The 16,262-nt window shown below is 73.7% G+C and carries 15 protein-coding genes and 1 rRNA gene; 3 read left to right on the top strand and 13 right to left on the bottom strand.

Annotation, left to right across the window (positions count from 1 at the left end; genetic code table 11):
- Window positions 1–21 precede the first annotated feature (21 nt).
- Window positions 22–1,674: a PucR family transcriptional regulator gene (locus tag ABZY12_RS26730; RefSeq protein WP_356894583.1), complete on the top strand. Its 1,653-nt coding sequence runs from the start codon at window positions 22–24 to the stop codon at window positions 1,672–1,674.
- 82 nt (window positions 1,675–1,756) lie between these two features.
- Here ABZY12_RS26730 and ABZY12_RS26725 read toward each other — a convergent pair whose 3' ends face one another.
- The 6 genes from ABZY12_RS26725 to ABZY12_RS26700 form a co-directional block, all read right to left on the bottom strand.
- A complete protein-coding gene (locus ABZY12_RS26725; RefSeq protein WP_356894581.1) occupies window positions 1,757–2,845 on the bottom strand; it encodes a glycosyltransferase family 4 protein in 1,089 nt (362 codons plus the stop codon).
- A gap of 112 nt (window positions 2,846–2,957) precedes the next feature.
- The gene (locus tag ABZY12_RS26720; protein ID WP_356894579.1) at window positions 2,958–3,710 is read right to left on the bottom strand and encodes a hypothetical protein; all 753 of its coding nucleotides are present in this window, start codon (window positions 3,708–3,710) and stop codon (window positions 2,958–2,960) included.
- Window positions 3,711–3,975: 265 nt separating this feature from the next.
- Complete coding sequence (recN, locus tag ABZY12_RS26715) at window positions 3,976–5,694, bottom strand: DNA repair protein RecN (RefSeq protein WP_356894676.1); 1,719 nt, start codon at window positions 5,692–5,694, stop codon at window positions 3,976–3,978.
- A gap of 157 nt (window positions 5,695–5,851) precedes the next feature.
- Entirely contained in the window at window positions 5,852–6,754 is a 903-nt protein-coding gene (locus tag ABZY12_RS26710) for an NAD kinase (protein ID WP_356894577.1), read from the bottom strand.
- Window positions 6,751–7,566, bottom strand: a complete 816-nt coding sequence (locus ABZY12_RS26705) for a TlyA family RNA methyltransferase (protein WP_356894575.1) — start codon at window positions 7,564–7,566, stop codon at window positions 6,751–6,753. The genes ABZY12_RS26710 and ABZY12_RS26705 overlap by 4 nt, the downstream gene beginning before the upstream one ends.
- A gap of 7 nt (window positions 7,567–7,573) precedes the next feature.
- Entirely contained in the window at window positions 7,574–7,975 is a 402-nt protein-coding gene (locus ABZY12_RS26700) for a hypothetical protein (RefSeq protein WP_356894573.1), read from the bottom strand.
- 42 nt (window positions 7,976–8,017) lie between these two features.
- Between ABZY12_RS26700 and ABZY12_RS26695 the strand changes: the two genes are divergently transcribed.
- Window positions 8,018–8,365 carry an SCP2 sterol-binding domain-containing protein gene (locus ABZY12_RS26695; RefSeq protein ID WP_356894571.1) on the top strand — a complete coding sequence of 116 codons (348 nt, stop codon included), beginning with the start codon at window positions 8,018–8,020 and terminating at the stop codon, window positions 8,363–8,365.
- 71 nt (window positions 8,366–8,436) lie between these two features.
- Here the strand turns inward: ABZY12_RS26695 and ABZY12_RS26690 are convergent, their stop codons facing one another.
- The 4 genes from ABZY12_RS26690 to ABZY12_RS26675 all read right to left on the bottom strand — a co-directional run bounded on the left by ABZY12_RS26690 (window position 8,437) and on the right by ABZY12_RS26675 (window position 12,579).
- Entirely contained in the window at window positions 8,437–9,273 is an 837-nt protein-coding gene (locus tag ABZY12_RS26690; protein ID WP_356894569.1) for an ABC transporter ATP-binding protein, read from the bottom strand.
- A gap of 26 nt (window positions 9,274–9,299) precedes the next feature.
- Window positions 9,300–10,334 carry an iron chelate uptake ABC transporter family permease subunit gene (locus ABZY12_RS26685; RefSeq protein ID WP_356894567.1) on the bottom strand — a complete coding sequence of 345 codons (1,035 nt, stop codon included), beginning with the start codon at window positions 10,332–10,334 and terminating at the stop codon, window positions 9,300–9,302.
- Window positions 10,331–11,290 carry an iron chelate uptake ABC transporter family permease subunit gene (locus ABZY12_RS26680; protein ID WP_356894674.1) on the bottom strand — a complete coding sequence of 320 codons (960 nt, stop codon included), beginning with the start codon at window positions 11,288–11,290 and terminating at the stop codon, window positions 10,331–10,333. The genes ABZY12_RS26685 and ABZY12_RS26680 overlap by 4 nt, the downstream gene beginning before the upstream one ends.
- Window positions 11,291–11,520: 230 nt before the next feature.
- Complete coding sequence (locus tag ABZY12_RS26675; protein WP_356894672.1) at window positions 11,521–12,579, bottom strand: HAD-IIA family hydrolase; 1,059 nt, start codon at window positions 12,577–12,579, stop codon at window positions 11,521–11,523.
- Between the two features lie 86 nt (window positions 12,580–12,665).
- Between ABZY12_RS26675 and ABZY12_RS26670 the strand changes: the two genes are divergently transcribed.
- On the top strand, window positions 12,666–13,952 hold the full coding sequence (locus ABZY12_RS26670; RefSeq protein WP_356894565.1) for a DUF1015 domain-containing protein: 1,287 nt from the start codon (window positions 12,666–12,668) through the stop codon (window positions 13,950–13,952).
- A 62-nt stretch (window positions 13,953–14,014) separates the two neighbouring features.
- On the opposite strand, the gene ABZY12_RS26665 is transcribed toward ABZY12_RS26670, so the two are convergent.
- The 3 genes from ABZY12_RS26665 to rrf all read right to left on the bottom strand — a co-directional run.
- Entirely contained in the window at window positions 14,015–14,770 is a 756-nt protein-coding gene (locus ABZY12_RS26665; RefSeq protein ID WP_356894670.1) for a hypothetical protein, read from the bottom strand.
- Window positions 14,707–15,960 carry a hypothetical protein gene (locus tag ABZY12_RS26660; RefSeq protein WP_356894668.1) on the bottom strand — a complete coding sequence of 418 codons (1,254 nt, stop codon included), beginning with the start codon at window positions 15,958–15,960 and terminating at the stop codon, window positions 14,707–14,709. The genes ABZY12_RS26665 and ABZY12_RS26660 overlap by 64 nt, the downstream gene beginning before the upstream one ends.
- A 211-nt stretch (window positions 15,961–16,171) precedes the next feature.
- Window positions 16,172–16,262 (bottom strand): 5S ribosomal RNA (gene rrf / locus ABZY12_RS26655); the annotation flags it as partial.

The raw sequence follows: 16,262 nt of genomic DNA, 5'->3' as shown, positions 1-16,262 counted from the left end.
GCCGCCAGGTAGCGTCCCGCCATGGACAATCAGGGCGGGATCACCGTGCAGCGGGCTCTGGAGCTGCCCGGACTCCGCGGCGGACTCCCGGAGGTCGTCGCCGGCGCGGACCGGCTGCACCGCACGGTGCGCTGGGTGCACGCCGGCGAGGTGCCGAACATCGCGTCGCTGCTCAAGGGCGGTGAGCTGCTGCTGACCACGGGACTGGGGCTCGGTACGCGCCCGGCGGAGCAGCGCGCGTTCGTACGGAGGCTGGCGGACCGGGGCATCGCGGCGCTGGTGGTGGAGCTGGGCCCGCGCTTCTCACGGCTCCCGGCCACGATCGTGGAGACGGCGCGGGCGGCGGGCCTGCCGCTGGTGCAGCTGCACCGCGAGGTGCCGTTCGTGGCGGTCACGGAGGAGATCCACACCGAGATCGTGAACGGGCACTACGCGCTCCTCCGTCAGGCGGAGGAGGTGCACCGGTGGTGCACGGACGCGCTGCTCGGTGGCGGCGGGGTGCCGCAGGTGCTGCGGATCCTGGCCGACTTCACGGCCAACCCGGTCTTCCTGGAGACGGCGGACGGCCAGTTGCTGTACGCGGCGGGGACCGAGTCGGCTCCGGCGGACCCGCTCCAGGTCTGGGACGGGCTGCGGGGGCAGCGGGCGGCGCGGGAGTCGGGGCCGCCGACGGGGGCGGTCCTGGTGGACGTGCCGGGCGGCGGCGGCCCGGGCACCGGCTCGGTCCGCGCGCGGCTCGTCCTGCTCGCCGTCTCCGGCCCGCTCTCCCTGGTGCACCGGATGGCGGCGGAGCGGGCGGCGGGCCTGCTGGCGGTCGTCCTCATGCAGGCACGTCAGGAGGAGGAGCTGGCGGCGCGGGGCAGGGGCGACTTCCTGACGGATCTCGCGGAGGGCCGGATCACCGCGGAGGACGCCCCGGCGCAGGCACGGGTGCTCGGCTTCAAGCCGGGGGACGGCCCGCTGCTGCCCGTGGTGATGCGCCTGGCCCCCGAGCTCTCCCCCTCCGGCAACTGGGCGCTGCTCGCGCGGGCGGTCCTGGAGGAGCTGGCGTCGGTCGGGGTGCCGGTCCTGCTGGGCGTCCGCCCGGTGGAGGGCCGTGTCCCGCTCCTGCTCGGACTGCGTTCGGAGTCGGAGCGTACGGCGGTGGCGGACCGGGTCGCGGCGGCGCTGCGGGCGGGCGTGGAACGGGCGGGCCTGGTGGGGGCGGCCCCTGGCGGCGGCTGGGGAAGCGCCGGCGCGCACCCGCCGGTGGTCGTGGTCGGCATCGCCGGGGGCTGGGCGGCGGCGTCGGCGAGCCTGCGCCACGCGGCGGAGACGGCGACGGCGGCCCAGGGCCTCTCGGACCGCCCCTGGTACGACGCCCGGCGCCTGGACATCGACCTGCTGCTCTGGCGGCTGCGCGAACACCCGGACCTCGCGGCCTTCGTGGACCGCGCGATCGGCCCACTCCGCGACCACGACCGGACCTCACGCCCGCCGCTGCTCCCGACCCTGGAGACGTACCTGGCCCACGCGGGCCGCAAGGCGGAAACGGCCCGGGAACTCCACCTCAACCGCCAGACGCTCTACAACCGTCTGGCGCGCATCTCCGAACTCCTCGGCACGGATCTGGACGACCCGCAGACGGTCCTGGCCCTCTCCCTGGCACTCCGCGCGAGGCGCCACACGTCTTGAGACCGTGTTCGTAGGGTCTCTCCCCCGGAGCTGCGCCTGGGGGATGCCCCCAGCCCGCGACGTCCGGCGCGGCGTAGCGCGCTCAGCGGGCCGACAGTTCGTCGTAGACGCTCAGGACGTGCGCGATCGTCTCGTCCTCCGTCGGCCACGTCCTCGCCTGCACCCGTCCCGCCGCCGCCAGGTCCATCCGTCGGTCCGTGTCCTCCAGCAGCCCCCGCACCGCCGCCGCCAGTGCCGCCGCGTCCCCCCACGGCACCAACTCCGCGGCGTCCCCGACCAGTTCCGGCACGCCGCCCACCGCCGTCGCCACCAGCGGCACGCCCAGCCGCAGCGCCTCCTGGGCCAGCAGGGAGCGGGCCTCCCACCGCGACGGCAGGACCGCCACGTCCGCCGCCGCCAGCAGCTCCGCCACATCGTCCCGGCGGCCGATGAGCCGCACCGCGAGCCTCTCCGCCTCGATCCGCCGTTGCAGCGCCGCGCGTTCCCGCCCCTCCCCCGCGATCACGAGCAGCGGCTGCGGGTCGAGGTCCCGCCACACCCGGGCCGCGTCCAGCAGCATCCCGTACCCTCGCTCGGGCTCCAGCGCGCCGACCGCCATCAGCAACGGCCGGTCCACCGCCCCCAGCTCCGCCCGCGCCTTCCCGTCGTGCAGGCAGACCGGCGCCCGCGACGCCGGCACGGTCACCGGTGCGAGCCGCGCGTCCCGCGCGCCCCGTCGCCGTGCCCGGTCGACCAGCTCCGACGAGGTCCCGAGGACAACGGCCGCCGCCCGCACGGTCCTTCGCTCGAGGAGCCGCAGCACCCCGCCCCGCGCCCCCTCCACGTGGTTGCGGGTGTGCCACGTCGTCACCAACGGCGGCGTGGTCCGCGCCCCGGCACCCGACAGCGCCAGTGTCGCCCGTACCGAGGCGTGCAGCCCGTGCGCGTGCACGACGTCCGCGCCGATGCAGGCGTTGCGGAGTGTCGCGACCGTCGCGGGGTCGTTGCGGCGCGGCACGTGCACGAAGCGCGCGCCTGCACCGACGAAGTCATAGACGCGGTCGAGTTCGGCCGGGGCGCACACGGTCACCCGCACGCCCCTCGCCACCAGCCCCGAGGCAAGTGATCTGACGTGAGCGCTGCTGCCCGCGCTGCCGCCGCCCAGCACTTGGACCGTACGGAGCTGTGTCACGCGCCCAAGGATGCCAGCCCGTACGCACGTTCCGGCACCGAAGGCGGTTCGCTGCCGTGTCGTTCCCGTGTCGTTCCCGTGCCCGACGCGTCGAATCGCCCGACCGGATCACTCACATGGGTGAGCGCGCGAGGTCGCTGACCTTGTCTCCGCGCACCGCCGCGGCGATGAGTCCGGCCGCGTGGACGGCGAGTCCGAACCGCCCGTTCCCGGCCGCGATCGCGCTGCCGACCGCCGCGCCGAGCGCGTGTGCGCCCATGTCGCCGATCATGGTGCGCTCGCCGAGGTCATGGGCGAGGACGGCGACCGCGGCGCCCATCGGCGCGGCCGCGAGCGTCCCGCGCAGCAGGCCGGGCGCGCCGAGGCCCAGGACCGTGACGACGGCCCGTCCGGGCGCGACGTCCACGAGGTTGACGAGGTGCGCGGTCCCGGCGATCACGACCCCGGCCAGCACCTTGTCGACCGGCCGCTCCTTCAGCAGCGCCCCCGCCGCCAGGGCGGCGGCGCCGATTCCGACGAGTTTCACGGTCCCGCTGGTGACCTCGCCGTCCCGCAGCGCCGTCAGGTGCGCCCGGAATCCGCGCCGTGCGTCGCCGGCACCCGCGAAGTCGTCGTACGCGCCGCAGGCGCCGGCCGCGAGCACGGCGAACGCGGCGGGTCCTCCGCCGATTCCGGCGGCCGCGCCCAGGACGGTGGCGGGTCCGGCGTACAGGTCGACGGTCCGGCCGGCGTGGTTCGTCCGCTCCCAGCGCGTCCGCTCCTCGCCCGCTGGACGCCGACGCCTCCGCAGGCCCGTGTACACCGCGCGGGTCACCCCGGCGGCGAGCCCGAAGGCGAGGGCTGTCCGCCCGACTCTGCCGATCATGATCACCACCCTACGCGCGGCGCGACGGACGCCGGCCACCGCCCCGAGCGCCGCCCACGAGGGCACCGAAACACCGCGCCAGGGGCAGCCGAGGACCGACCGGAGAGCCCGACCGTCGACCCGAGCCCCCTACCGCCCGACCAGAGAGCCCGACCGTCGACCCGAGCCCCCTACCGCCCGCCGGAAAGCCCGACCGCCCGACCGCCTGCCCGCGAGCGCCGACGGTGCGACCCTCAAACACGCGCGAGCGCCGACGGTACGAGCCTCAGGCGTCCGCCCGCGCCGTCGCCAGCAGCTCCTCCGCGTGCGCCCGTGCCGTCTCGGAGTCCTCCTGGCCGGCCAGCATCCGCGACAGTTCCCGGACCCGGTCCTCGCCCTCCAGGACGGTGACGCCGGACCGGGTCACCGACCCGTCGTTGGTCTTCTCCACCAGCAGCTGGCGGTCGGCGAAGGCCGCCACCTGCGGGAGGTGGGTCACGACCACGACCTGTGCCGACTTGGCGAGCTTGGCGAGGCGACGGCCGATCTCCACGGCCGCCTTGCCGCCGACGCCCGCGTCGACCTCGTCGAAGAGATAGGTCGGCACCGGGTCCGTACCGGCGAAGACGACCTCGACCGCGAGCATGACGCGAGACAGCTCACCGCCCGACGCGCCCTTGGCGATCGGCCGCGGCGGGGCGCCCGGGTGCGGGGCGAGGAGCAGCTCGACCTCGTCGGCGCCGGACGGCCCGTACGCCACGGTCCGGCCGCCGACGTCGACCCCCTCGGGATCCTCGGTCTGGCGGATGTCGAAGGACACGCGCGCGTGGGGCATGGCGAGCGAGGCCAGTTCGGCGGTGACGGCGTCGGCGAACCGGGCGGCGGCCTCCGTACGAGCGTCGGTGAGCGCCTGCGCGAGGACCGACAGCTCGGCGCGCAGGGCGTCCCGTTCGGCCGTGAGCTCGCCGATCCGGTCGTCGTCGCCCTCCAGCTCGGTGAGCCGGGCCGCGCTCTCCTGTGCCCATGCCAGGACTGCGGTGACGTCCTCGCCGTACTTCCGGGTGAGCTGGGTGAGCGCCGCGCGCCGCTCCTCGACGGCCGCGAGCCGGAGCGGGTCGGCGTCCAGGTTGTCCGCGTACCCGGCCAGTTCCCCGGCCACGTCGGCGAGCAGGATGGAGATCTCGCCCATCCGGTCCGCGAGCGCGGCGAGCGCCGGGTCGTGCGACCGGACGGCTTCGAGCGCGCGCCCGGCACCGGCGACCAGGGTGGTCGCGTCGACGGCCTCCGGGTCCTCGGGGTTCCCGGCGAGCGCGCCGTGCGCCAGCGCCGCGGCGGAGGCGAGGGCTTCGGCGTGGCCGAGCCGTTCTGCCTCGGCGGCGAGCTCGACGTCCTCGCCTGCCCGCGGCTCGACGGCCTCGATCTCGCCGAGACCGAAGCGCAGCAGGTCGGCCTCCTGCGCCCGCTCCCGCGCGCGCGTCGTGATCTCGTCCAGCTCGGCGACGACGGCGCGCAGCCGCCGGTACGCCTCCCCGTACGCGGCCAGCGGTACGGCGACGGCGTCGCCCGCGTACCGGTCGAGGGCCCCGCGCTGGCGGGCCGGCTTGAGCAGGCCCTGCTGGTCGGTCTGGCCGTGGACGGCGACGAGTTCGTCGGCGAGCTCGGCGAGCAGGCCGACGGGCACGGAGCGCCCGCCGAGATGGGCCCGTGAGCGCCCCTCGGCCGAGACCGTGCGGCTGACGAGCAGCACGCCGTCGTCCAGCTCGGCGCCCGCCTCCTCGGCCCGTACGGCGGCGGTGGCGCCCGGCGGCACACTGATCCGCCCCTCGACGACGGCGGACGCCGCGCCGATCCGCACCAGGGCGGGGTCGGCCCGCCCGCCGAGCAGCAGCCCCAGGCTGGTGACGACCATGGTCTTGCCCGCGCCGGTCTCACCGGTCACCGCTGTGAAGCCGGGCGACAGCTCGACCACTGCGTCGTCGATGACCCCGAGCGACCGTATCCGCATCTCCTCCAACACGGGGAAGACCTTACGAGGTCCGGCCCCCGCTGTGCGACGACCCCTGCCCGAACACCTCGAACTCGCAGGTCGCCGCCGTGCCTGTCACCCGTGGGGGTGGCCGTCGGCCGGTGCCCCTCGGCCGGGGGCCCGTGGCCGGTGTGCCTCAGTGCGGGGCGCCGCGCCAGCCCGAGACCGGGAGGGCGAACTTCGCCACCAGCCGGTCCGTGAACGACGCGTGGTGCAGCCGGGCGAGGCGTACCGGCACCGCCCCCCGCCGTACCTCCACCCGCGCACCGGACGGGAGTTCGACCGTCCGCCGGCCGTCGCACCACAGCACGCCGTGCGGCGTGTGCGGCTCCACCTCCACGGCGAGCACCGACTCCGGCGTCGTCACGAGCGGCTTCGCGAACAGCGCGTGCGCCCCGATCGGGACCATCAGCAGCGCCTCGACCTCCGGCCAGATCACCGGTCCGCCCGCCGAGAAGGCGTACGCCGTCGAGCCCGTCGGAGTCGCGCAGATCACGCCGTCGCAGCCGAACCCCGTCACCGGGCGCCCGTCGATCGCGAGGACGACCTCCAGCATCCGCTCCGGGGACACCTTCTGGACGGCCGCCTCGTTGAGCGCCCAGTCCCGGTGCAGCACGTCACCGTTCTCGTACACGACGACGTCGAGGGTCATCCGCTCCTCGACCTCGTACGCCCGCGTGACCACCCGGTCCACGACCCTGTCGAGGTCGTCGCGCTCGGCCTCGGCGAGGAAGCCGACCCGCCCCAGGTTCACGCCGAGCATCGGCACACCGGAAGCCCGCGAGAACTCCGCCCCGCGCAGCAGTGTCCCGTCGCCGCCGAGGACGACGAGCAGCTCACAGCCGTCGAGGGCGTCGGGGCGGGCCTCCGGCACCATCTCGACGGACGGCGGCAGCGGCAGGTCGGCCGCCTCCGCCTCCAGTACGCGCACCCCGATCCCGCTGCGCAGCAGCCCCAGGACGACGAGTTCGGCGCTGCGCACGGCGGCCGGCCGGCCGGTGTGCGCGAGCAGGAAGACGGTACGCGTACCTGTGCTCAACGAGGTCCCTCCGCCACGGCGCGCTCGACATCCGCCGGATCCAGCGCGGGCGCACCCGCCCGCAGCCACAGAAAGTACTCGACGTTGCCCGAAGGGCCGGGCAGGGGGCTGGCCGTGACGCCGAGGACACCGAGCCCGAGCTCGCCGGCCCGGCGTGCCACGTTCCGTACCGCGTCGGCCCGCAGTTCGGGGCTGCGTACGACACCGCCGGTACCGAGCCGCTCCTTGCCCACCTCGAACTGCGGCTTGACCATCAGGACGAGGTCCGCGTCGGGGGCCGTGCAGGACACGAGGGCGGGGAGCACGAGCCCGAGCGGGATGAAGGAGAGGTCGCCGACGACGAGGTCGACCGGTGTTCCGTCGATCGCGTCGAGGGTCAGTTCCCGTACGTTCGTGCGGTCCTTCACGGTGACCCGTTCGTCGCTCTGCAGCGACCAGGCGAGCTGGCCGTAGCCGACGTCGACGGCGACGACGTGCGCGGCGCCGGCCCTCAGCAGGACGTCGGTGAAACCGCCGGTCGACGCTCCCGCGTCCAGCGCCCGCCGGCCTTCGACCTTCAGCCCCCGCGGTACGAAGGCGGCGAAGGCGCCGGCCAGCTTGTGGCCGCCGCGCGAGACGTAGTCGGGATCGTCGTCGTCCTGGGCCACGACGATGGCCGCGGCGGTCTCGACCTGCGTGGCGGGCTTGGTCGCGACGGTCTTGCCGACGGTCACCCGGCCCGCGGCGATCAGCTGGCTCGCGTGCTCGCGCGAGCGCGCGAGCTTGCGCCGTACCAGCTCGGCGTCGAGACGGCGGCGTGCCACTCCTGCCACGTTGGGTTCAGCTCCTGTGGTCGTACTGCGTTGTCGGTGTCGGTCCGGGGCGCGCGGTGTCGAGCGCGGTCAGCTCGTGGCGCAGCCCACGGTGTACATCCTCGTACACCTCCAGGTGTCCGTCCGCAGGGAGGTGGTCGGCGTCGGCGAGACGGCCGAGGAGGGCGTCCACGGCGGGGTGGCCGGTGGGAGGGCGCTCCACGCCGAGGGGCGCGGGCGCGGCGGGCTCGAGGCCGGCGTCCGGGTCGGCCCCGGCCTCGGTCACAACCCCGGCCCCGGCCTCGGTCACGGTCTCGGGTCGGCGCTCCTGCGGCTGCTCGGGATCCGGCTGCCGCTCCTGCCGCTGCTCCTGCGGCCGCTCGGGTTCCGGCTCCGGTTTCCGCCCCGGCTCCGGCATCACGTCGTTCATCCCCCGACGCTACCGCGAAGCCCTGGGGTACGGTCGATCACAATGGCCACGATCACGGAGTGCCGCAGCGCACTCGACAGACTTTCGGACAATCTCACCCGGGCGGACGGCGAGGTCCGCGGTGCCGCCGCGCTCGACCGCACCCTGAGCTGCCACATCACGGACCTGGACACGACGTTCACCGGCCGCCTCGAGGGCGGCCGGATCGAGGTCCACGACACGGTGGCGGGCCCGCCGCCGGCCAAGGCGCAGATCCGCCTGGCGATGACGGGCGACGACCTCGTGGCGATGGTGGACGGCGAGCTGAACTTCGCCAAGGCCTGGGCCTCCGGCCGCGTCAGGCTGGAGGCCGGCTTCCGCGACCTGCTGCGGCTGCGGTCACTTCTGTAGCCGCTGCGGTCGCGGTTTCTGCAACCGCGGCGGCAGCGCGACTTCTGTAGCTGTAGCTGCGGCTGCGGCGCTCACGTCCGCAGCGCGGGCTCCTGGTCCCTGCCCCTGGTCCTGGCCTTCCGCCCCGCCGGCACGACCAGCGGCGTCCCGGTCTCCGGGTCGTCGATGACCTGGCAGCGCAGTCCGAAGACCCGCTCGACCAGCTCGGCGGTCACGACCTCGGACGGCGGGCCCTCGGCGACGACCTCGCCGCCGCGGACGGCGATGAGGTGGGTGGCGTACCGAGCGGCGTGGTTCAGGTCGTGCAGAACGGCGACCAGGGTCCGGCCCTGGGTCTCGTGCAGCTCGGCGCAGAGGTCGAGGACGTCGATCTGGTGCTGGATGTCGAGGAAGGTGGTCGGCTCGTCGAGCAGCAGCAGGGGGGTCTGCTGGGCGAGCGCCATCGCGATCCACACCCTCTGACGCTGACCGCCGGACAGCTCGTCGACGTACCGTTCCCCCAGCTCGGCGACGCCGGTCGCGGCCATCGACTCCTGGACGATCCGCTCGTCCTCGGGGGACCACTGGCGCAGCAGCCCCTGGTGCGGGTAGCGGCCCCGGGCCACCAGGTCGGCGACGGTGATGCCGTCGGGGGCGATGGAGGACTGGGGCAGCAGACCGAGGGTCTTGGCGACCTTCTTGGCGGGCATCGAGTGGATCGTCTGTCCGTCGAGCAGCACCCGCCCCTGGCTGGGCTTCAGCATCCGCGAGAGCGCGCGCAGCAGGGTCGACTTGCCGCAGGCGTTGGGCCCCACGATGACGGTGAAGGAGTTGTCGGGGATCGCGACGGACAGGTCACGGGCGATGATCCGCTGGTCGTAGGCGAGGGTGACCGACTCCGCGCTGAGCCGCTGGGTCTGACCGTCCATGGGGTTGCTCCTGAGGTTCGTCTCGTTCATATCCGGCCGGCCTTGCGCTCGGTGACGAGCAGCCAGAGGAGGTAGCAGCCGCCGAGGACACCGGTCACGACGCCGACCGGCAGCTGGCGGTCGCCGAAGGCGTTGGTGGCGGTCCAGTCGGCGACGAGCAGCAGCGCCGAGCCCATGAGGGCGGAGGCCGCCAGGTTGGGGCCGGGAGAGCGGGTCAGCCGGCGGGCCAGCTGGGGGGCGCTGAGGGAGACGAAGACGATCGGGCCGGCCGCGGCCGTGGCGACGGCGACGAGCAGGACGGCGGAGCCCATCAGCACGATGCGGGTCCGCTCGACCCGCACCCCGAGCGCGAACGCGGCGTCGTCGCCCATCTCCAGCATGCGCAGCGACCGCCCGTGGCCGAGGACCAGAGGCAGCAGCAGACAGCTGACCGCGAACAGCGGCCAGAACTGCGTCCAGTCACGTCCGTCGAGGGAGCCGGTCATCCACACCACGGCGCGGGTGGCGTCGACCAGGTTGGCCTTGGTGATGAGGTAGTGGATGACGGCGGTGAGCATGGCGGCGGAGCCGATGCCGACGAGGACGAGACGGTAACCGTGCACCCCTCGCTTCCAGGCGAGCAGGTAGATCACGACGCCGGTGACCAGGCCACCGACGACGGCTCCGGCCGCGGCGGCGAGGGCGCCGCCCTGGAAGAGGACGATGACGGCGAGCGCGCCGACGGTGGCGCCCTGGCCGAAGCCGATGACGTCGGGGCTGCCGAGCGGGTTGCGGGAGATCGACTGGAAGACCGCGCCACCGATACCGAGCGCGGTGCCGACGAAGACGGCGACGAGGACGCGCGGCAGCCGCAGCTCCATCACCGCGAACTCCTGGACGGCGGTGCCGTCGCCGAGAAGGGTGGCGACCACGTCGCCGGGGGCGATGGGGAAGTCTCCGTTGCCGATGAGGACGACGGCGGCGCCGAGGGTGAGGACGAGCAGCGCGAGGACGGAGAGGGCGGCACGGGGCTCGTAGCGTACGGAGAGCCCGCCGCCGGACCGTATCGACTTGGTGGTCACAGCTGGGCCATCCTCTTGCGGCGTACGAGTCGGATGAAGACGGGTCCGCCGACGAGCGCGGTGACGATGCCGACCTGGAGCTCGGCGGGGCGGGCGACGAGCCGGCCGATCACATCGGAGCCGAGGAGGAGGACGGGCGCCAGGACGGCGGCGTACGGCAGGATCCAGCGCATGTCGGGGCCGGTGATGGCCCGCACCATGTACGGGACCATCAGCCCGAGGAACACGATCGGACCGCAGGCGGCGGTCGCGGCGCCGCACATCAGGGTCACGGAGACCATGGCGATGACGCGGGTCCGGTTGAGGTGGGCACCGAGGGCGCGGGCGGTGTCGTCGCCCATCTCCATGGCGTTCAGGGGCCGGGAGATGAGGAGGGCGAGGACGACGCCGACGAGGATGAAGGGGGCGACCCGGCGCACCGTCTCCATGTCGGCGGAGGCGAGCGATCCGACGGTCCAGAAGCGCAGCCGGTCGAGGGCCGCGGAGTTCAGCAGCTGTACGGCGTTGACATAGCCGTAGAGCGCGGCGGTGGCGGCGGTGCCGGCGAGCGCGAGGCGTACGGGGGTGGCGCTGCGGCTGCCACCGAGGACGTACACGACGACGGACACGACGGCCGCGCCGATGAAGGCGAACCAGACGTAGTCGGTGACCTCGGTGACTCCGAGGAACGCGATCGCGGAGACGACGGCGGCCGCGGCACCGGCGTTGACGCCGAGGAGACCGGGCTCGGCGAGCGGGTTGCGGGTGAGGCCCTGCATCACGGCTCCGGAGAGCCCGAGCGCGACGCCGACGAGCAGCCCGAGCAGGGTCCGGGGAACGCGTACGTCGTGGATGATGACGTCGTTTCCGGTACCGCTGTTCTGGAACAGCCCGTGCCACACATCGCCGAGCGGCACCGGTTTGGCACCGATCATGATGCTCAGGACACAGACCAGCAGCAGGATCCCGACGGCCACGACCAGCCCGACGGCGCGCACGGAATGCCGGCGCGTCGGCGTCTGGGCGGGAGCCGTCGACTCCGCGCTCGCGAGGGAAGGACTCTCGACCAACACGGAGTTAGGTTAGCCTACCCTCGCAAAGCGACCCTCACCCGGTGGAGCACCTGATCTGGTGGAACACTCGCTCCCGGTGGAAGGCCTACACCTGGTGGAACGCGCCCCCCGGGTGGAGCTCACCACGCGGAGCCTCACCACCCGAGCCTCCCCACCGCCTTCCCCGCGTCCAGCCCGCACGCCCCGGCCCCCGCCTCCGACCACGCCGCCCCGCACAAGGCCCGCACGCCGTCCAGCACGTCAGGGCCCTCCCCCTCGAGCACCAGCGCTCCCCCACTCACCGTCGCGGTCCATCCCCCACAGGCGAACGCGCCCCCGGCCGCCTCGACGACCTCCGGCTGCCCTGCCAGCAACCCCCGCAGATCCGCCGCCACATACGTCGGCCGATGCTCCGGCACCGCCGCCAGGAGCTGTGCCACATCCGTCACCCCGGTCAGCACCAGCAGCGAGTCCACGCCCCCGTTGAACGCTCCCTCGATGTCGGTGTCCAGCCGGTCCCCCACGACCAGCGGCCGCCGTGCTCCCGTCCGCAGCACCGTCTCCCGGTGCATCGGAGGCAGCGGCTTCCCCGCCACCTTCGGCTCGGCGCCCGTGGCGATCCGTACGACCTCCACCGCCGCCCCGTTCCCCGGCGCGATCCCCCGCGCCCCCGGAATCGTCAGGTCCGTGTTCGACGCGTACCACGGCACGCCCCGCGCCACCGCGTAACTCGCCTCCGCGAACCGGCCCCACGGCAGCTCGGGCCCCCCGTACCCCTGCACCACCGCCGCCAGACCGTCCTCGTCCGCGGACTCCACCGGCTCCAGGCCCCGCTCGCGCAGCGCCACCCGCAGCCCCTCGCCGCCGATCACCAACACCTTGGCCCCGACGGGCACTTCGTCGGCGATCAGCCGGGCCACCGCCTGCGCGGAGGTGATGACGTCTCCCGCCTCCGCCGGCACCCCCAGCTCCGTCAGATGCGCCGCCACCGCGTCCGGAGTCCGCAGCGCGTTGTTGGTGACGTACGCGAGGTGCATACCGCCGGCCCGCGCCGAGCCCAGCGCCTCCACCGCGTACGGGATCGCCTCCCCGCCCGCGTAGACCACGCCGTCCAGATCCAGCAGCGCCGTGTCGTACACCTCGCTCAGCGCCCGCGCGCTCGCCCCGGGCCGGTTCCTGCCCTGCCGCCCCTGACCGCCGCCGCCGTCGCCCATGACCTCGTACTCCTCACATCGCCGCACGGAACTCCCCCGCTCCCCCCGATCATCGCTCATAGCCACCACACACTTACGATTGCGCAATGAACACCTCAGGTCTCGCGGCCGACGACGTCCGCGCCGACGGTCTGCACCTGGTCCCGTTCCGGGGGCTCCGTTACGTCCCCGAACGGGTCGGAAGCCTGGCCGCCGTGACCTCTCCGCCGTACGACGTCGTCGTACGGCCCGACGGGCTGCACCACCTCGAGTCCGCCGATCCGCACAACATCGTCCGGCTGATCCTTCCGCAGGCCATCACCGCCGGCACCCGCCACCGCAAGGCCGCCGTCACCCTGGACCGCTGGCTCGCGGACGGCGTCCTGGCCCCGGACCCCGAGCCCGCCCTGTACGTGTACGAGCAGCACGGCGACGGCATCCTCCAACGCGGCCTCATCGGCGCCCTGGAACTGTCCACCCCGGCCGAGGGCATCGTGCTCCCGCACGAGGACGTGATGCCGCACATCGTCGAGGACCGCGCCGCGCTGATGCGGACCACGGCCGCCAATCTGGAGCCCCTGCTCCTCACGTACCGCGGCGACGGCGACGGAGCCGCGGACGTCATCGAGCGTGCCGTCCAGCGCGAGCCCCTGCTCTCCACTACCACGGAGGACGGCTTCAGCCACCGCCTCTGGTCCATCACCGACCCGGCCGAACTCGCGGCGGTCTCCGCCGGCCTGGCCGAGCACCAGGCGCTCATCGCCGACGGCCACCACCGCTGGGCGACGTACCTCAGGCTGCGCGAGGAGCACGCCTCCCCGAGCCCGTGGAACTACGGTCTGGTGCTGCTCATCGACACCGCCCGCTATCCGCTCCGGGTCCGGGCCATCCACCGCCTTCTCAACCGCCTCCCGGTGGCCGAGGCGCTCGCGGCGCTCGGCGACGACTTCCGCGTCCGCCGCGTCGAGGGCCCGCTGCCGGCCGCCCTCGAGTCCCTTTCGGCCGCGGCCGCCGAAGGCAACGCCTTCCTCCTGGCCGGTGACGGGGCCTTCCATCTGGTCGACCGGCCCACGCCTGAGCTGCTTGCGCGCACGATCCGCGCGGACCGCCCCGAGGCGTGGCGCACCCTGGACGCCACGGTCCTGCACGCCACGCTCCTCGACCACGTCTGGCGCATCCCGGACGCTCCCGAGGACATCAGCTACATCCACGACAGCGAGGCCGCCGTCGCCCAGGCCGAACGCCGGGGCGGTACGGCCGTGCTCATGCATCCGGTGCGCGAAGAGGTCGTACGGGACCTGGCACGTCAGGGCGTCACGATGCCCCGCAAGTCGACGTCCTTCGGCCCGAAGCCGGCGACGGGCCTGGTGCTCAGGAGCCTGGCCCTGGACTGAGCGCACGAGAACGAGAAAGAGGGCGGCACCCCGGAAGGGGTGCCGCCCTCTTTCACACGACGTCAGTCCTTGTGCTCGTCGTCCTCGTCCTCGTCCTCATCCACGGACTCGGAGTCGTTGTCGTCGACCGGCTCGGACTCGTCGATGGCGTCGACGAACTCCACGCCGTCCAGCTCGGCGAGCCGGTCGGACGCGTCCGTGGCGCCGTCCTTGTCGGCCTCCAGCGCCTTGGCGAACCACTCGCGGGCGTCACCCTCGCGCCCGGCCGCCAGCAGCGCGTCGGCGTAGGCGTACCGCAGACGGGCGGTCCACGGGTGCACGGCGGTCGACGCGAGCTCGGGGCTCTGCAGGGTCACGATGGCCGCGTCGAGCTGCCCCATGTCGCGGCGGGCACCGGCGGCGACGAGCCGCATCTCGACCTGTCCGGCCTTGTCCAGCTTCTGCACCTCGGACTCGCCGGCCATGGCCAGCGCCCGCTCGGGCCGGCCCATGCCGCGCTCGCAGTCGGCCATGACGGGCCACAGCTCGACACCACCGGTCATCCGCCGGGCGGCCCGGAACTCGGCCAGCGCCTCGGAGTACTTCTGCGTCGCGTACGCGGCGAAGCCCGCCGCCTCACGGACGGCGGCGACGCGGGACGCCAGCCGCAGGGCGATACGGGAGTACTCGTACGCCTTCTCCGGGTCCTCGTCGATGAGGTTGGCGACCATGACGAGGTTGCGCGCGACGTCGTCGGCGAGCCCCTTGGGCAGGCTCATGAGCTCCTGCCGCACGTCCTGGTCGATCTCGTCACCGGTGACGTCGTCCGGGATCGGCAGCCGCTTGATGGGCGCCCGGTCCGGACGGTCCCGGTCACGGTCGTCCCGACGGCCGTAGCCACCCCGGTCGTCCCGGCCACGGTAGCCACCGCGGTTGTCATCACGCCGGTCGTCACGACGGTCGTCCCGACGGAAGCCACCGCCGCGGTTGTCATCACGTCGATCGTCCCGACGGTCGTCACGACGGAACGCCGGGCGGTCGCCACCACGGTCGTCCCGACGGAACGCGGGGCGGTCACCGCCACGGTTGTCACCGCCACGGTCATCGCGACGGTCATCGCGACGGAAGCCACCGCCGCGGTTGTCATCACGCCGGTCGTCCCGACGGAACGCAGGGCGGTCACCGCCACGGTCATCACGGCGGAATCCGCCGCCACCGCCGCGGTTGTCCTCCCGACGGTCGTCGCGCCGGTCGTCACGACGGAAGGCCGGCCGCTCTCCACCACGGTCGTCCCGACGGAAGGAGGGACGGTCGTCTCGCTGGTAACCGCCACGGTTGTCATCACGGCGGTCGTCACGGCGGAAGCCGCCACCACCACGGTTGTCGCCGCCACGGTCGTCACGACGGAACGCGGGGCGATCGCCACCACGGTCATCGCGACGGAAGCCGCCGCCACCACCACGGTTGTCCCCACCACGGTCATCACGGCGGTCGTCGCGACGGAAGGCCGGCCGGTCGCCACCACGGTTGTCATCACGCCGGTCGTCACGACGGAACGGGGGACGGTCGCCACCACGATCGTCGCGACGGAAACCGCCGCCACCGCCGCCGCCACGGTTGTCATCACGCCGGTCGTCACGACGGAACGGGGGACGGTCGCCGCCACGATCGTCGCGACGGAAACCGCCGCCACCGCCGCCGCCACGGTTGTCATCACGCCGGTCGTCACGACGGAACGCGGGGCGGTCACCGCCACGATCGTCGCGACGGAAACCGCCGCCACGGTTGTCCCCACCACGGTCATCGCGACGGAACGGGGGACGGTCGCCACCACGGTTGTCGTCACGACGGAAACCGCCGCCACCACCACGGTTGTCGCCGCCACGGTCATCGCGACGGAAGCCCCCACCACCACGGGCGTCATTCCCGCGGAAGCCGCCGCCGCGGTTGTCACCGCCGCGATCGTCGCGGCGGAAGCCGCCGCCACCGCGGGTGTCGCCACCACGGTTGTCGTCACGACGCGGGCCACGGAAGCCGCCCCGCTCGCCACCGTCCTTACGGCGCGGCTCGCGCTCCGGACGGTCGTCGGGAGAGTTGGTGGACATCGGCGTGACTCCTGTCTTCGGGTACTGCAGTCATTCTCGCGCAGCCGGCACACCGGCGCGCTTCGGAAAATACAAGACAACAAAAAGGACCCTTGGTCCCAGCGTGAACGCTGGGACCAAGGGTCCTGAAAGATTGTTCGGCGGCGTCCTACTCTCCCACAGGGTCCCCCCTGCAGTACCATCGGCGCTGAAAGGCTTAGCTTCCGGGTTCGGAATGTAACCGGGC

The sequence above is a fragment of the Streptomyces sp. NPDC006551 genome (assembly GCF_040611675.1).
Classification (GTDB): Bacteria; Actinomycetota; Actinomycetes; order Streptomycetales; family Streptomycetaceae; genus Streptomyces.
Note: the sequence above shows the minus strand (reverse complement) of the source record. Positions and strands in the feature narration are given on the sequence as shown.